The 15,198-nt window shown below is 67.1% G+C and carries 10 protein-coding genes and 2 pseudogenes; 10 read left to right on the top strand and 2 right to left on the bottom strand.

The window, feature by feature from the left end; translation table 11 throughout:
• Nucleotides 1-102 precede the first annotated feature (102 nt).
• The 7 genes and pseudogenes from mobA to M8009_RS03120 form a co-directional block, all read left to right on the top strand.
• A pseudogene (gene mobA, locus M8009_RS03150) lies at nucleotides 103-696 on the top strand (molybdenum cofactor guanylyltransferase MobA); the annotation flags it as partial.
• Nucleotides 694-1,290: a molybdopterin-guanine dinucleotide biosynthesis protein B gene (gene mobB, locus M8009_RS03145; protein WP_250059480.1), complete on the top strand. Its 597-nt coding sequence runs from the start codon at nucleotides 694-696 to the stop codon at nucleotides 1,288-1,290. The pseudogene mobA and the gene mobB, both read left to right, overlap by 3 nt.
• On the top strand, nucleotides 1,287-2,540 hold the full coding sequence (gene moeA / locus M8009_RS03140; RefSeq protein WP_250059302.1) for a molybdopterin molybdotransferase MoeA: 1,254 nt from the start codon (nucleotides 1,287-1,289) through the stop codon (nucleotides 2,538-2,540). Before mobB ends, moeA begins: the two co-directional genes overlap by 4 nt.
• Nucleotides 2,541-2,553: 13 nt before the next feature.
• On the top strand, nucleotides 2,554-3,414 hold the full coding sequence (gene moaC, locus M8009_RS03135; protein WP_250059301.1) for a cyclic pyranopterin monophosphate synthase MoaC: 861 nt from the start codon (nucleotides 2,554-2,556) through the stop codon (nucleotides 3,412-3,414).
• Between the two features lie 2 nt (nucleotides 3,415-3,416).
• Nucleotides 3,417-3,872, top strand: a complete 456-nt coding sequence (gene moaE / locus M8009_RS03130) for a molybdopterin synthase catalytic subunit MoaE (protein WP_250059300.1) — start codon at nucleotides 3,417-3,419, stop codon at nucleotides 3,870-3,872.
• The gene (moaA, locus tag M8009_RS03125) at nucleotides 3,869-4,861 is read left to right on the top strand and encodes a GTP 3',8-cyclase MoaA (RefSeq protein WP_250059299.1); all 993 of its coding nucleotides are present in this window, start codon (nucleotides 3,869-3,871) and stop codon (nucleotides 4,859-4,861) included. Before moaE ends, moaA begins: the two co-directional genes overlap by 4 nt.
• Before the next feature lie 260 nt (nucleotides 4,862-5,121).
• The gene (locus M8009_RS03120) at nucleotides 5,122-5,412 is read left to right on the top strand and encodes an H-NS family histone-like protein (protein WP_133633719.1); all 291 of its coding nucleotides are present in this window, start codon (nucleotides 5,122-5,124) and stop codon (nucleotides 5,410-5,412) included.
• A 119-nt stretch (nucleotides 5,413-5,531) separates the two neighbouring features.
• Here the strand turns inward: M8009_RS03120 and M8009_RS03115 are convergent, their stop codons facing one another.
• Entirely contained in the window at nucleotides 5,532-7,139 is a 1,608-nt protein-coding gene (locus tag M8009_RS03115; RefSeq protein WP_250059479.1) for a ribonuclease J, read from the bottom strand.
• A gap of 356 nt (nucleotides 7,140-7,495) precedes the next feature.
• On the opposite strand from M8009_RS03115, the gene M8009_RS03110 reads away from it, so the two are divergent.
• Entirely contained in the window at nucleotides 7,496-10,003 is a 2,508-nt protein-coding gene (locus tag M8009_RS03110) for an EAL domain-containing protein (RefSeq protein WP_250059298.1), read from the top strand.
• 11 nt (nucleotides 10,004-10,014) lie between these two features.
• Here the strand turns inward: M8009_RS03110 and M8009_RS19300 are convergent.
• A pseudogene (locus M8009_RS19300) lies at nucleotides 10,015-10,092 on the bottom strand (diguanylate cyclase domain-containing protein); the annotation flags it as partial.
• 288 nt (nucleotides 10,093-10,380) lie between these two features.
• Here M8009_RS19300 and M8009_RS03100 point away from each other — a divergent pair.
• Together M8009_RS03100 and M8009_RS03095 are read left to right on the top strand one after the other, a co-directional pair.
• A complete protein-coding gene (locus tag M8009_RS03100; RefSeq protein WP_430886881.1) occupies nucleotides 10,381-10,974 on the top strand; it encodes a transglycosylase SLT domain-containing protein in 594 nt (197 codons plus the stop codon).
• Nucleotides 10,975-11,176: 202 nt separating this feature from the next.
• Entirely contained in the window at nucleotides 11,177-15,172 is a 3,996-nt protein-coding gene (locus tag M8009_RS03095) for an EAL domain-containing protein (protein ID WP_250059296.1), read from the top strand.
• The last annotated feature ends 26 nt before the right edge of the window (nucleotides 15,173-15,198 follow it).

The following is a 15,198-nucleotide window of genomic DNA, read 5'->3' as shown; positions in this document are numbered from 1 at the left end:
GTGTCAGGGCAGGGCGCCAGCGTGGAGGGCCGGCATGGCACCCGCCGCCGGGCTGAGGCATCATGACTCATAACATGACCGATTCGTCAGGAGCGCCATTGGATGATCACCCGAGACGACTTTACCGGCTTGATCCTGGCCGGCGGCCAGGGGCGCCGGATGGGCGGTCGCGACAAGGGGCTTGAACCCTTCGCCGGGCGACCGCTGGTGGCGCATGTTCGCGAACGCCTGGCGGGGCGCGTTGCCGAGGTGCTGATCAACGCCAATCGCAATGCCGAGGCCTATGGGCCGCTGGCCGATCGCGTGATCCAGGATGCCGAAGGCGGCTTCCAGGGCCCGCTGATGGGCATCTACAGCGGCCTGCGTGCCGCAACCACGCCCTGGCTGCTGGTGGTGCCCTGCGACAGCCCTGCGTTGCCCCGGGATTTGGTGGACCGGATGGTGGCCGCTGTTTGCAGGAGCGAAGGCGAGTACGATATCGCCGTGGCCTTCGACGGTGAGCGGCTGCATCCGGTGGTGGCGCTGATTCGTACCGCCCTGGTTGATGACCTGGCGGCGGCGCTGGCCGACGGCGAGCGCAAGATCGACCGCTGGTATGCCCGCCACGCCTGGTGTCGGGTGGACGTCAGCGACTGCCCGGACGCCTTCGCCAACCTCAATACCGATGACGAGAAGCAGCGGCTTGAGCGCGCCCTGGGCAATGCCGTACCGCCGCGCCTCCCCTTCGACGACGACCTGCCACTGCTTGGCATCGCCGCCTGGAGCGGTACCGGCAAGACCACCCTGCTGGAGCAGCTGCTGCCGCGCCTCGGCGAACGGGGCCTGCGCGTGGCGGTGATCAAGCATGCCCACCACGCCTTCGATGTCGACCAGCCCGGCAAGGATAGCCACCGCCTGCGCCAGGCCGGTGCCTCGCCGATGCTGGTGGCGTCCCGCGCCCGGGTGGCGCTGATGATGGAGACCCCCGGGCGCGAGGAGGCCGACCTGGCCGAACTCATCGAGATGGTGCGCCCCCAGCATCCCGACCTGGTGCTGGTGGAGGGCTTCAAGGCCTGGCCGTTGCCCAAGCTTGAGCTCTATCGTCCCGAGGTGGGCAAGTCGCTGCGCGTCGCCGAGGACCCCTGGGTGCGCGCCGTGGCCAGTGACGCGGCGCTGGCGCTGCCCGAGGGCGTCGAGGCGCTGGACCTCAATGACCTCGAGGCCCTCACCGACTGGATCGCCGCCTGGCCCGCCCGCTGGCCGGCCAGTCAATGGCCCCGCGAGCGCCAGTGTGAGGAGTCCGCGCCATGACGCTCTCCTGCTTCGATCTCGGTGAGCGCATGCTCCCGGTGGCGGAGGCTCGCGCACGCCTGGCCGGCCTCGTCGAGGCGCCGCTGCCTGCCGAACGGGTGGCCCTGGCCGAACTCCACGGCCGGGTGCTGGCCGAGGACGCGGTCTCGCCCATCGATGTGCCCCAGAACACCAACGCCGCCATGGACGGCATCGCCCTGGCCTGGCCTTCGCATGCTGAGCCACCTGGCGAGTGGCGAGTGGTCGGCGAGGTGCTGGCCGGACGTCGCTTCGAGGCGTCGCTGGGCGCCGGGGAGTGCGTGCGCATCACCACCGGGGCGCCTCTGCCGCCGGGGGCCGATACCGTGATCATGCTCGAGCAGCTCGAGACGCGCGGCGAGGCGGTCGTGGTTTTCCAACCCGAACGCGTCAGGCCAGGCCAGCACGTGCGTCAGGCCGGCGAGGACATTTGCCGGGGCCAGACGGCGCTGCGCGCCGGTACCCGGCTGGGTTCGGCCGAGCTCGGCCTGCTGGCCTCCCTGGGCCTGGCCGAGGCGGGCGTGCATCGTCGCCCGCGGGTAGCGATCTTCTCCACCGGTGACGAGGTCACCGCCCCCGGCGAGCCGCTGCCGTCGGCCGGCATCTTCGATGCCAACCGCTATACCCTGGCCGGCCTGCTGGCCGAGCAGGGTGCTGAGCTGATCGATCTGGGCATCTTGCCCGACGACCGGGAGGCCATGATCGCCGCCCTGGGCGATGCCGCCGGGCGGGCCGACATGGTGATCACCAGCGGCGGCGTGTCGGTGGGCCACGCCGATTTCACCCGTGCGGCGCTGGAGGCGGTCGGCCGCCTGGCCTTCTGGCGCATCGCCATCCGCCCCGGGCGCCCCCTGGCATGTGGCCTGCTGGGCGAGCGCGGCGTGCCCTTCCTGGGGCTGCCCGGCAACCCGGTGGCGGTGATGGTGACATTCCTGCAGTTCGTGGTGCCGCTGCTGTCCAAGTTGCAGGGCAGGCCGGTGCACGACCCCGAGCGGCTGGTCGCCATCGCCGACGAGGCCTTGAAGAGCCGCCTCGGGCGTACCGACTACCTGCGCGGCCGCTACCACGCCGACGCCGATGGCCGCCTGCACGTGTGCAGCACCGGCGCCCAGGGCTCCGGCATCCTTTCCTCGATGGTGGCGGCCAACTGCCTGATCGAGCTCACCGACGACTGCGAGGGGGTGACCCCTGGCGAGACGGTGCGCATCCAACCCCTTCATCGACTGCCATGAGACGCTGACCCCCATGCCTCAGACCAACCCGTCCCTGACCCATCTCAACACGCGCGGCGAGGCCCATATGGTCGACGTCGCCGACAAGCCCGAAAGCTCCCGCGAGGCCAGCGCCTCGGGCCTGATTCGCATGCAGCCCGAGACCCTGGCGCTACTCTCCGAGGGTGGCCTGCCCAAGGGCGACGTGCTCGCCACGGCGCGCATCGCCGGCATCCAGGCCGCCAAGCGCACCCACGAGCTGATCCCGCTCTGCCATGCCCTGGCCCTCTCGAAGGTCGCCATCGACTTCGAGCTCGACGAACCCGAGTCCTGCGTGTATGTCACCGCCACCTGCCGCCTCAACGGGCGAACCGGGGTGGAGATGGAAGCCCTGACCGCGGTCTCGGTGGCCTGCCTGACCCTCTATGACATGTGCAAGGCCGTGGACAAGGGCATGGAGATCGGCGCCATCCACCTCGATACCAAGACCGGCGGCAAGTCCGGCGACTATCGGCGCGAGCAAGCCCATGGGGAGCGGGCAGTGGCCCCTTCCAGCATCGAGTCCGCCCCGTCGCCGATCGTCACCGGCGAGGGGGCCTCAGGCGAGGTCTCGGTGGGGCAGCGCTGCGACATCGCTGCTCCCTGCATCCGCGTCAAGTGCCTGGCCGAGCTGCGCGAGCGTCTCGGAGTCGGCGACGTCTCGGTCCCCGTCGATCGCCTGCCGAGCTCCGACGTGGCCGGCCTCAAGACGGCCCTCAAGGCGATGGATCCGCGCTTCGAGGGGCTCGACCAGGGGCGGGTGCTGTGTGCCGTCAATCAGGTGATGGCCGGCGATGCCACCCCGCTGACCGACAACGACGAGGTCGCCTTCTTTCCCCCGGTGACCGGAGGCTAGCGATGATCCGCGTGCAGCAAAGCGTCTTCGATGCCGGCGTCGAGCAGCGCGCCCTGCTCGAAGGACGCAGCGATATCGGGGCGGTGGTGAGCTTCACCGGCCTGGTGCGTGACTTCAACGAGCGTCCCGAGGTCCAGGCGCTGACCCTGGAGCACTACCCCGGCATGACCGAAGCGGCCCTCGGCGAGATCGTCGAGCAGGCGGAGTCCCGCTGGACACTGCAGGGCGTGACCGTGATCCACCGGATTGGACGCCTCACCCCTGCAGACCCTATCGTGTTGGTAGTGGTCGCCAGCGCCCATAGACGCGCCGCCTTCGAGGCCTGCGACTTCATCATGGATTACCTCAAGACCCGCGCCCCTTTCTGGAAGAAGGAGCACACCGCCAGCGGGGACTACTGGGTTTCGGAGCGCGACGGGGACCATCATGATGCCCGTCGCTGGGAGAAGACTTCATGACCGATGAGCTGATCGACGACTTCGGCAGGCGAGTGCGCTATGTGCGCATCTCGGTCACCGATCGCTGCGATTTCCGCTGCGTCTACTGCATGAGCGAGGAGATGACCTTCCTGCCGCGTGCCCAGGTGCTGACCCTGGAGGAGCTGGCGATGGTCGCCCGCGCCTTCACCGAGATGGGCGTGGAGAAGGTCCGCCTGACCGGGGGCGAACCCCTGGTGCGGCGCGATATCGATCGCCTCGTCGCGGATATCGGGGCGCTGCCGGGGCTCAGGGATTTCGCCATGACCACCAATGGCGCGAGCCTGCCCAAGTTCGCCTCTCGCCTGCGCGAGGGGGGACTCAAGCGTCTCAATATCAGCCTCGACTCCCTGGATCCCGAGCGCTTCCGTCGCCTCACCCGCACCGGCGACCTGCACAAGGTCATCGACGGCATTCGTGCCGCGCGCGATGCGGGGTTCGAGCGCATCAAGCTCAACGCCGTGATCCTCAAGGGACGCAACGATGACGAGGTGCTGGATCTCGTCGACTTCGCGCGTGACGAGGGCCTCGACATCAGCTTCATCGAGGAGATGCCGCTGGGTGACGTGTCGGACCATTCCCGTGCCGAGACCTTCTGCTCCAGCGACGAGGTGCAGGAGCGGATCGAATCCCGCCACGAACTGATCCCCACCACCGAGTCGACCCTCGGTCCGTCCCGCTACTTCATGATGCCCGACAGCGACTCCCGGGTCGGCTTCATCTCACCCCACAGCCACAACTTCTGCGACACCTGCAACCGGGTTCGCGTCACCGTGGAGGGGCGCCTGCTGCTGTGCCTCGGCAACGAGCACTCCGTGGACCTGCGCGCCGTGCTGCGTCGCCACCCCGGCGATATCGAGGCGCTCAAGCAGGCCATCGTGCGCGCCATGCCGCTCAAACCCGAGCGACATCACTTCACCACCGACGGCGACGTCCAGGTGGTGCGCTTCATGAACATGACCGGCGGCTGAGCCGTCATCGCAGCCGGGTGAAAGCCGGCGCCACAAGCAAACGGGCGACATCACGGTGTCGCCCGTTTGCTTGTGGGCGAGGGACATCCTGCCGGGATTTCGCTAATCCTGCCCGTCTGCCTGCCTCAGGGCGAGGCAATTTTCCCTTTCTTTCTTCCGCTTTTTCCCGCGACTTTTCTTGCCAATGTGGCGCAGGTGCATATACTTTTGACGTGTCATTACACAACGCAACTGTTCACCATTCGGCATGGAGACCGCCAATGTCCAGCGAATCCCTGGAGCGCATCGCCCGCAACAAGAACGTGGCTCGAGCCGCGGCACGCCAGCTGAGCATGGAACAGCTTCACAAGCTGGCCGAGGTCATCGGTGAGGTGATCGAGCAGAAGAAGGACGAGGAAGTTCAGCGCCAGGAAGAGGAAGCCGAGAAGGCCAGGAAACTCGCCGAGATCCGCGAACAGATCAATGAGGCCGGCCTTTCCCTGGATGACCTGGTGACCGAACAGCCCAAGCGCAAGCGTGGTCGTCCGCCGAAGAATGCCAGCAAGGCCTGAGGCGTCTAACCGACCTTTCCCAAAGGTGCCATGAAGACATTGTGGGAGCGAAGCTTGCTTCGCGATTCTTGTCTTGCTCATCGCGATCTGAAGATCGCTCCCACGATGGAAGACTCGTGCTATTTCCCCAGCATCTCGGCTTCCACCGCCAGTATCTGCAGGTGGACCTCGGGTATCCGGTGCAGGTGATCGGCGAGCCAGGCGAGCAGCCGGGGCTGCAGCGCCAGGCGTAATTCCGCCAGGGAGTCCACCTGGATCTCCTCCAGGCAGTCGTCCAGCCAGTCGGCGAAGGCCGTCTCGTCCATGGGGCTGGTCTGGCTGGCGTCGAGCATCAGCCGGCCGATGCGGGTCCAGCCGGTGTCGGTAGCGGCCACCGAGATGGCGAGATAAAGGCTGCCATGGCGTGAGCGATTGCTTCCGTCGCCATTCCCGAGTCCGGGCAGGGCGGAAACCGCATCCTGGCTGACGATATGCGGCTGCTGAGGGTGGCGTGCCTCCAGGGAAAGCCCCTCGGCATCCAGGCGGATCAGGTCCCCGTTTACCGGCGTCATCGGGGCCTGGATGCCGAGGGACTCGGCAAGCTCCCGGTGGGCCTGCTGGTGGCGAGGCTCGCCATGGACCGGCAGCAGGTAGCGGGGCTTCACCCAACCATAGAAGGTGCGCAACTCGTCCTGGGCCGGATGGCCCGAGGCGTGGAGTTCGGGGTGATTCTCATCGTCGAGGATGCTCACGTCGAAGTGCTTGAGGCCGCGCTTCAGGCGCTCGATCAACCGCTCGTTGCCGGGGATGGACTTGGCGGAGAAGATCACCGTGTCGCCGGCCATCAACTCGAAATGGGGGTGGCGGCCCCGGGAGAGGCGGGACAGCGCGGCCCGCTGCTCGCCCTGGCTCCCGGTGGCGATCACCAGCACCTCGTCCGGCGGCAGATAGCCGAGGTCTGTCACCGGTACCAGCGGCGGCAGGTCGTCCAGGTAGCCTAGCCCTCTGGCCACGCCTACCATGCGCTCCATGGAGCGACCCATCAGGCTGATTCTACGGCCGCAGCGTTCGGCCGCGCGGCCGATGGCCAGGACCCGCGCCAGGTTGCTGGCGAAGCAGCTCACCACCACGCGACCCTCGCAGCGGGCGATGGTGTGGCTCAACGCCTCGGCGACCTCGCCCTCGCTGCGGGAGTGGCCGGGCATCGGCGCATTGGTGGAGTCGCCCACCACCAGGTCCACGGGCGCGATGGCGCGAAAGGTCGCGGCCGAGATCGGCGGCCCGATCAGCGGCTCCGGGTCGAGCTTCCAGTCGCCGCTGTGCAGCACCCGCTGCTCGCCGGCGACGATCAGCAGGGCGCAGCTCTCGGGAATCGAGTGGGTCACCGGCAGGAAGCGCAGCGTGAAGGGACCGGACTCCAGCGCCTCGCCGGGCTCGATGACCCTGATGGCGTCAGTGGCCAGCCCGCGTTCGGCGAACTTGGCTCGCAGCAGGCCGGCAGCCAGCGGGGTGGCGTGGATCGGACAGCCCCACCTGGGCCACAGCCAGGCGGCGGCCCCGATATGGTCCTCGTGGCCGTGGGTGATGATCAGCGCCCGAGGCTGGATCCCGAGCGTCTCCAGGGTGGAGAGATCCGGCACCTGGAGCGGATTGTCGGGGAGGTCCTGGCGGATCATCATGCCGCAGTCCACGGCGATCCAGTCGTCTTGCTGGCCCCTCTCCCCATAACCGTAGAGGCTGAGGTTCATGCCGATCTCGCCGCAGCCGCCCAGCGGCAGGAAATGCAGGGGAGGGCGGCGGCGAGGGCGGATCTGGACGCGTGGCTGTGGCATCGAGGAGGGCGCGGGCCTGGGAGAGTGTTCCAACACTATACGGGAAGCCCGCCGGGCCCCACAACGCGGCTCTCAGCCGTTCGGCTCAGGCCGGCGGTGGCCACCTCTCGCGTGGATACGGGTGGAGCACGCCGTTCAGGGCCGACAATCGTCATCTCATTGATCCGCATCAATAAATGGCTTGTTTGCGTCATTCACTGCCTGTGCCAACCGGCGTAGATTGTCTGGTTTTTACTTGATATTGATCAAGCCTCTTCCATCAATGAGATGTCATGAAAACAGACCTTCCCGTAGCGCGCATCATGCACACAGGCCTGTTGTCCTGTGCGCCGGACACGCCACTGTGCGAGGCCGCCTCGCGCATGGCCGAGCGGCGTTGCAGCTCGATGCTGGTGATGCGGGGCAGCCAAGTGGTCGGCATCTGGACCGAACACGATAGCCTGTTCGTGGACTTCGCCGACCCGGAGGCCGTCAGGCGCCCCATCGACCAGGTGATGAGTCACCCGGTGGCCAGCATCCACCAGGCGACTCCGGTAGGCGAAGCGGCCCTGCGCTTCAGTGCCGAGCGCCGCCGCCATCTGCTGGTGGTGGATGATGCGGGCACCCCCAGGGGCATCCTCTCCCAGACCGACATGGCGCTGAATCAGGGCCTGGAGCCCTATCTGCGCTTGCGCGAGGTGGGCAGTGCAATGCGCCGTCGGCCCCTGCTGCTGCCGGGAGAACTCACGCTGAATGAAGCCGCGGAGCACATGCGCCACAGCGGTTGCGACGCCGCCGTGGTGGTGTGCCGCGACCAGCCGCTCGGCATCCTCACCGAGCGAGACCTGGTGCGATTCGTGGCCCGCCATCCGGATGCCACCGCCATCGGCGAACTGGCCAGTCGACCGTTGCTCACGGTCCGCGTCGAGGCGCCGCTGATCCATGCCCGGGATCTGCTGATCGATCGACGCGTCCGTCATCTGGGCGTGCTCGACGACCAGGACGAGGTGGTCGGCCTGCTGGGCTTTCAGGATCTGCTGGCCGGTGCCGAGCACTACTATCTGGAGGACCTTCGTGAGGCCCTGGAGCAGCGCGATCAGGCACTGGCCCAGTCGCGTGAGCACCTGCAGTTGGCAGAGCGGGTCATCGACGCTTCCCTGGAAGGCATCATCATCACCGATGCCCTGGGGCGCATCGAGTTCGTCAATCCGGCCTTCACGCACATGACCGGCTACAGCCTGGAGGAGGCGGCGGGGCGTACCCCGGCGATGCTCTCCTCGGGGCGCCATGATGACGACTTCTATCGCGACATGTGGCGGACCCTGCAGGATCACGGCTATTGGCGCGGCGAGATCTGGAACCGCCGCAAGAGCGGACAGCTCTACCTCGAGCTTCTGACCATCACCGCCATCCGCAATGACCCGGGCGAGGTCACCCATTACGCGGCACTGTTCACCGACATTACCCATATCCGCGAGAACGAAGAGCAGGTGCGCCGCCTGGCCTACTACGACCCCCTGACGCGCTTGCCCAACCGGCGCCTGCTGGAGGATCGCCTGGACCTGGCGATTCGCCATGCCCACCGCCATCAGCAGCGCCTGGCGGTGGTCTTCCTTGACCTGGACCACTTCAAGCAGGTCAACGATGCCCTGGGCCATGCGGTGGGCGATGAACTGCTGGTCAAGGTCTCCCAGCGGCTGCGCGGGCACCTTCGCGAGGACGACACCCTGGCGCGTCAGGGGGGCGATGAGTTCATCGTGCTGATCAACGCCGTGGAGGAGGTCGACGATGTCACCCGGGTGGCGCGTCGGCTGGTGGAATCGGTGAGCGCGCCCTTCGAGGTGGGCGGGCAGGTCTTCCGCGTCGGCTGCAGCCTCGGGATCAGCCTCTACCCGGACGACGGCGAGGAGGTGGAGGTTCTGGTGCGCCAGGCCGATGCCGCCATGTACCGCGCCAAGCAGGAGGGGCGCAACACCTATCGGCTATTTCGCGCCGAGATGCACCGGCAGGACCATCATTGGCTGGAGCTCGAGACGGCGCTGCGCAATACCGCCGAAACCGGCGAGGGGTTGGAGGTGAACTATCAGCCGCTGTTTGATCGCGACAGTGGCATCTTGCAAGGGGCCGAGGCCCTGCTGCGTTGGCATCATCCGGCGTTCGGCCAGGTCTCGCCCGTCGACTTCATTCCCCTGGCCGAGCGGTCGGGGTTGATCCTGCCGCTGGGGGCGCGGCTGATGCGGCTGGTGGCCGGCCAGCTGCGCGACTGGCTGGCCGAGGGCCTCGCGCCGCCGCGGGTCGCCGTCAACCTCTCGGCACGCCAGTTCTGGCAGAGTGACCTGGTGGCCCAGGTACGCACCCTCCATGCCGACTATGGCCTGCCCAGGGGGCAGGTCGGCTTCGAGCTCACCGAGAGCATCCTGCTCGACAAGCAGCAGCAGGCGATTCATACCCTGGAGGCGCTGCGCGAGATGGACTGTCGCATCGCCATCGACGACTTCGGCACCGGCTACTCCTCGCTGAGCTATCTGCAGGATCTGCCGGTAACCACCCTCAAGATCGACCGCAGCTTCATTCAGGGTCTGGGCGAGAGCCTTGGCAGCGCGGCCATCGTCGCCGCGGTGACGGGCCTCGCGAAGGAGCTCGGTCTGGAGGTGGTGGCCGAGGGCGTGGAGACCGAGGCCCAACGGGAGGCGCTTGCCCGCTACCACGTCAACCTGATCCAGGGATTTCTCACCGGGCGGCCGGTCACGGCCGAGGGCTTCGCCGAACGCTATCTGGCGGCTGAAATCCCGACAGGCTGAACGACCCTGCCGTCGCCCAGGGCGTGACCGCCGGTATCGTTGATGGGCTTGAGGTGGTCCAGGTCGAACATCAGCAGGGCCGCGGGCGTGCCAGCACCGTCAGTGGGAGCGCCGCTCCGCTGCACGGTGGCTGAGGGCATCGACGCTCCGTGGCCACCAAGGGGGCCTGTCGACTCGCATATTCAGGTACCCTATCAGGGCTCTCGGTGACGACGCCGGCACGCCTGGGTAGCAGAGCCCGCCGCGTCGAGAATGCCTAACCCTGCTGGCCGGAATGGCCTGCCAGCGCAAACTGTCGTGGGAGTCACTCGAGGATCATGAATGCCATAAGCTATCGGTCGACCTGGTTGCGTCTCGCGGCAGGAATCGGACTGTCGGTGTCGCTCAGCGGGTGCGCGATGCTGGCCCCGGCGCCGCCCGAGAACCAGGCGAATATCTGCGAAATCTTTCGCGAGCAGCCCGCCTGGTACGACTACGCCCATGACTCACAGGAGAAATGGGGGACTCCCATCGCCACCCAGATGGCCTTCATCGAGCGCGAGTCCAGTTTCCGCAGCCATGTGAAGCCGCCACGGCAAAAGCTGCTGGGATTCATTCCCTGGACGCGGCCCTCCTCGGCCTATGGCTACGCTCAGGCCCAGGACCCGGTGTGGGGCGAATACGAGGGTGATGCGGGGCGGCTGTTTGCGCGGCGCACCCATATGAAGCATGCCACCGACTTCATTGGCTGGTATAACGCCCGAACTCGGCGCATGGCCGGCGTCTCGCTGGACAATCCCGAACATCTCTATCTGGCCTATCACGAGGGGCAGGGCGGCTACCGGCGGGGCTCCTGGCGCGGCAAGCCTGCTGTCCAGCGTGCTGCCCGCCAGGTAGCCGCCACCGCCTCGCGCTATCAGCATCAGTTGGCCGCCTGCGAGGCGGAGTTTCGCTGCGACGGCCTGCTCGAGGTCTGGCCCTTCTGCCGTTGATCCGCGGCTGAGTCGTCACCCAGGGAGAGGGACCAGGATGGCCGTCATCGTCTCGACCGTGGAATGCAGGGTCCAGATAATGAGTTGAGAGGCTGGTGTCCTGGCATCACGCATTGCAACATCCGTCATACAACGACAAGGAGGCGACGGGCCTGGAGCGATCCGGACGTCACGTTGCCAAGGCGCAGGGAGCACACCGTTCATGCCGTTCAAGACCCGTGAGATCGCCCGAGATAGCTGGCTGCTGATGGTCTCGGTCGCCTTCATGCTGATGGGGCTCGCCGGGCTGATGCAGTGGTGGCACTACCCCTTGAGAACCCTGCTGGTGCCGGATGCCGCGCTGGCCGCCGTCTTGTCCGGTGCCGGCCTGCTGGCGGTGGTGCAGCAATGGCCCCGGGCGCGCCTGCTGGCCGGTGGCGGCCTGCTGATCTTGACGCTCGTCATCCTGCTGCACCATGCCCTGGCCGGCGGTAGCCAGGCAGGCATCTCCTGGCTGAGCGGGGCGCCGCGAATGTCGTCACCGCTTGCCTCCTTGCTGGTGGTGGTGGCCGCCTGCCTGCTCCTGGGGCTGGGGCGGCCGGCGCGGCGTCGCCTCTGGTGGTGGGCGGGGCTACTGCAGATGGTCGTCGGGCTGGCCGACTTGGGGGCATTGTGGGTCTTCTCGGCGCCGCCGTCCGGCGTGGGGGCGATGACGTCATCGCCGCTGGTGGTGGGGCTGTTCGCGCTGATGTATGGCAGCGCCATGCTGGCGGCGAGTGCCGGGGCCGGCCAGCACCCGCATGATCTGGGCCGGGCGGCCGTCACGGTAGGCCTGGTCGGGGTGCTGGTCAGCAGTCTGGCGTGGTACCTGCTCGGCTGGCAGCAGCAACAGCGGCTCTCCCAGCAGGCCGAGTACCTGCTCGACAACGTCCGACTCAACGCCGAGCAGGTGATGGGCTCGCACCTGGCACTGATGCAGCGCATGGCCGAGCGGCTGGATGCCTCCGCTGGCGGGCTTGAAGCGGAGGTTCTCCATCGCGATGTGGCCAACCACCTGCGCGATACCCCGAGCCTTGCGTTCATCGGGTTACTGGGCAAGCCCCCGGAGCACTCCCTGGATTGGCTCTGGTACCAGGCGCGCAACGACGCGGCGCGGCGCTGGCTGGACCATTGGACCGATACCGAGCGCGTGCGTGACTGGTTGAACCTGCCCTTTGCGCGACCGCGTCTGATGGTGCCCGATGACGGGGCCCCGGGGCTGGCGATCATGGCGATCGCAGTGCCGCGTCGTGAGCAGCAGCTGGTGGCCGTGCTGGACATGGTTACGCTGATGGAGCATGGGCTGCGCATTCAGCTGGGCGGTTTCCAGGTCAACCTCGCCCGGGATGAGTGGGTGCTCATCTCGCTGACGGCGCCGGGCAGGGTGTCCCGTGACGTGACGCAAGCCCCCACCTACGCATCACGCCACATCGGCTTGCCGGGGGGCCCCATGCTTAGCCCGTCGGTGCATCCCGGTGCCGAGGCGAGCTGGCTGCAGGCCGCCGTCGTGCCCTCGGCCGTGGGGCTGGGCGGGCTGACCTTGACCTATCTCGTGGTCGTCAGCCTGGGGCTGGTGCGCCTGGTCCTGGGGCACTCTCGTAACCTGATGGCGACACGCGAACAGCTCGAGCAGCAGCAGTCGATCCAGACGATGATTGCCGAGGAGGCACCCCTCGACCAGACGCTCGAGGCCCTCTGCCGGATGCTCGAGGGGCAGCTGCAGGGCGGCATATGCTCGATCATGCTGGCTGACGCCGACGGCCAGCGGCTGCACCTGGCCGCGGGTAACAGCCTGCCGCCGAGCTATCGGGAAGCGATCGCTCGCGTTCCCATCGGCGCCGGCATCGGGGCCTGCGGCAGCTCGGCCCATGACCGTGAGCTGGTGGTCTGCGAAGACCTCGCGCACGACCCCCGCTGGACGGGATTCAGGGACCCGGCCAGGCAGGCGGGCCTGCGGGCCTGCTGGTCCTATCCGGTGATCGCCAGTGATGGCCGGCTGCTGGGCACCTTTGCGACCTACTACCGGCAGCCGGCGAGGCCTAGCCAGCGCGAGCAGGAACGGCTGCATCAGGCCGTGGACCTGGTGGCGCTGGCGGTGGAGCGCGAGCAGGATCGACGCGCGCTGTGGGAGAGCGAGCAGCGCTACCGTTCGCTGTTCGCCTACAACCCGGATGCGGTGTTCTCGCTCGACCTGCAGGGGCATTTCCTCACGGCCAATGAGCATTGTGCGGCGCTGACCGGTCTTCCTGTCGAGCAGATCCTGGGCAGGCACTTTTCGCAATTCCTGCAGCCCGATGACCTGACGCGCGTTCAGCGCAAGTTCGCGATCACGGTGGACGGGGAGCCCTGCCGCTATGACGTCCAGATTCCCCATCGGGATGGCACGCGCCGCCGCCTGGATGTCACCAATCTGCCGATCGTGATCGACCAGCGCATCACGGGGATCTTTGGCATCGCCAAGGACGTCACCCAGCGGCGAGAACGCGAGACCCGGTTGCGGATTCTCGAGCGCGGAGTGCAAGCCAGCATCAACGGGGTGCTGATTGCCGATGCGGGACAGCCCGATCTGCCCATCATCTATGCCAACGACGCCTTCCTGAGCATGACGGGGTATTCGCGGGAGGAGGTCATCGGCCGCAACTGTCGTTTCCTGCAGGGCGCCGAGACGGACAGGACGGCAGTGGAGCAGATTCGCCAGCATCTGGCCCGTCAGAGCGAAGTGCATGTCACCCTGTGCAACTACCGCAAGGACGGTACCCCCTTCTGGAACGATCTCTACATCGCCCCCGTGCGCGACGACGCGGGGCAGGTCACCCATTACGTGGGCATCCAGCATGATATCTCCGAACGCAAGGCTTATGAGGCGCGCCTGGCGCACCACGCCAGCCACGATGCGCTGACCGGGCTGGCCAACCGCACGCTGCTCGAGGATCGGCTGGTGCACGATTTCCAACTGGCCCGGCGTCACGGCCACCTGTTGGCGGTGCTCTTCGTCGACCTCGATGAGTTCAAGCCGATCAATGACAGCCTCGGCCATGCGGTCGGGGATCAGCTGCTGCTGGGCGTCGCGAAGCGCCTCTCCGCGGCGATGCGCAGCGGGGATACCCTGGCGCGCCTCGGCGGCGACGAGTTCGTGGTGCTGCTGCCCGACCTGGACACTGACGACCAGGCGCTGCAGGTGGCCGAGCGGCTGCTTTCGATCATCGCCCGGCCCTATCGGGTCGGCGAACATGAGCTGTCGCTGTCGTGCAGCATCGGCATCGCCGTCAGCACTTCGGCGCTCTCCCAGCCCCTCGAGCTGATCCAGCAGGCCGATATGGCGATGTACCTGGCCAAGCAGCAGGGGCGCAATGCTTGTCAGTGGTACACGCCCGAGATCACCCAGCGGCTGGGTGATCGCGTCGCGCTGCGCAATGAGCTCCAGGAGGCGATCGATGTGCAGGCCTTCGAGCTGCATTATCAGCCGTTGATCGATCGCCAGGGCCGCGTCGCAGGCGTGGAAGCGCTGCTGCGCTGGCCCAACCCGGTGCGCGGCTATGTTTCCCCCGCCCAGTTCATTCCCCTGGCCGAGGAGACCGGCCAGATCATTCCCATCAGCGAGTGGGTACTCTCGAGGGCCTGCCATGATCTGCGCCTGCTCGACGAGGCAGGCCAGGGGGGCCTCAACGTCGCGGTCAACCTCTCGCCGCTGCAGTTCCGCCGTTCGAGCTTTCTCGGCAACCTGCGCCAGACCCTGGCGGTGACCGGGTTACCGGCCCCCAAGTTGTCACTGGAGCTGACCGAAGGCGTGCTGATGAACGACACCGAGCGCGCCATCGAGACGCTGCATGCTCTCAGAGCCATGGGCGTGGGCGTCGCCATCGACGACTTCGGCACCGGCTTTTCCAGCCTCAGCTACCTCAAGAACCTGCCTATCGACACCGTGAAGGTCGACCGCAGTTTCGTCAGTGAAGTGACGCGCAATGCGGAGGATGCGGCGATCATCCAGGGCATCATCTCCATGGCGCACCACCTTGGGTTGAAGGTGGTCGCCGAGGGTATCGAGCATGAGGCGCAGCACCAGCTGCTGTTGAGCCATGGCTGCGATTTCTTCCAGGGCTTTTACTTCGCGCGCCCCATGCCACTGGAGGGCCTCATCGAATTCCTCGGCGAGTGCCAACCGGTTCATCTGGACGAGTAGGATTGCCGGCAGAGGGAATGCTCGGC

Source organism: Halomonas gemina (assembly GCF_023554995.1).
GTDB lineage: Bacteria > Pseudomonadota > Gammaproteobacteria > Pseudomonadales > Halomonadaceae > Halomonas > Halomonas gemina.
The sequence above is the reverse complement of the archived record's forward strand: the minus strand, read 5'-3'. Positions and strand labels throughout refer to the sequence as shown.

Bases quoted from the DNA above. Each gene is read 5' to 3' on its own strand.
- moaC (WP_250059301.1), top strand. From the start codon at position 2,554: ATGCCTCAGACCAACCCGTCCCTGACCCATCTCAACACGCGCGGCGAG.
- moaA (WP_250059299.1), top strand. From the start codon at position 3,869: ATGACCGATGAGCTGATCGACGACTTCGGCAGGCGAGTGCGCTATGTG.
- moeA (WP_250059302.1), top strand. From the start codon at position 1,287: ATGACGCTCTCCTGCTTCGATCTCGGTGAGCGCATGCTCCCGGTGGCG.
- M8009_RS03110 (WP_250059298.1), top strand. From the start codon at position 7,496: ATGAAAACAGACCTTCCCGTAGCGCGCATCATGCACACAGGCCTGTTG.
- moaE (WP_250059300.1), top strand. From the start codon at position 3,417: ATGATCCGCGTGCAGCAAAGCGTCTTCGATGCCGGCGTCGAGCAGCGC.
- M8009_RS03115 (WP_250059479.1), bottom strand. From the start codon at position 7,139: ATGAACCTCAGCCTCTACGGTTATGGGGAGAGGGGCCAGCAAGACGAC.
- M8009_RS03120 (WP_133633719.1), top strand. From the start codon at position 5,122: ATGTCCAGCGAATCCCTGGAGCGCATCGCCCGCAACAAGAACGTGGCT.
- M8009_RS03095 (WP_250059296.1), top strand. From the start codon at position 11,177: ATGCCGTTCAAGACCCGTGAGATCGCCCGAGATAGCTGGCTGCTGATG.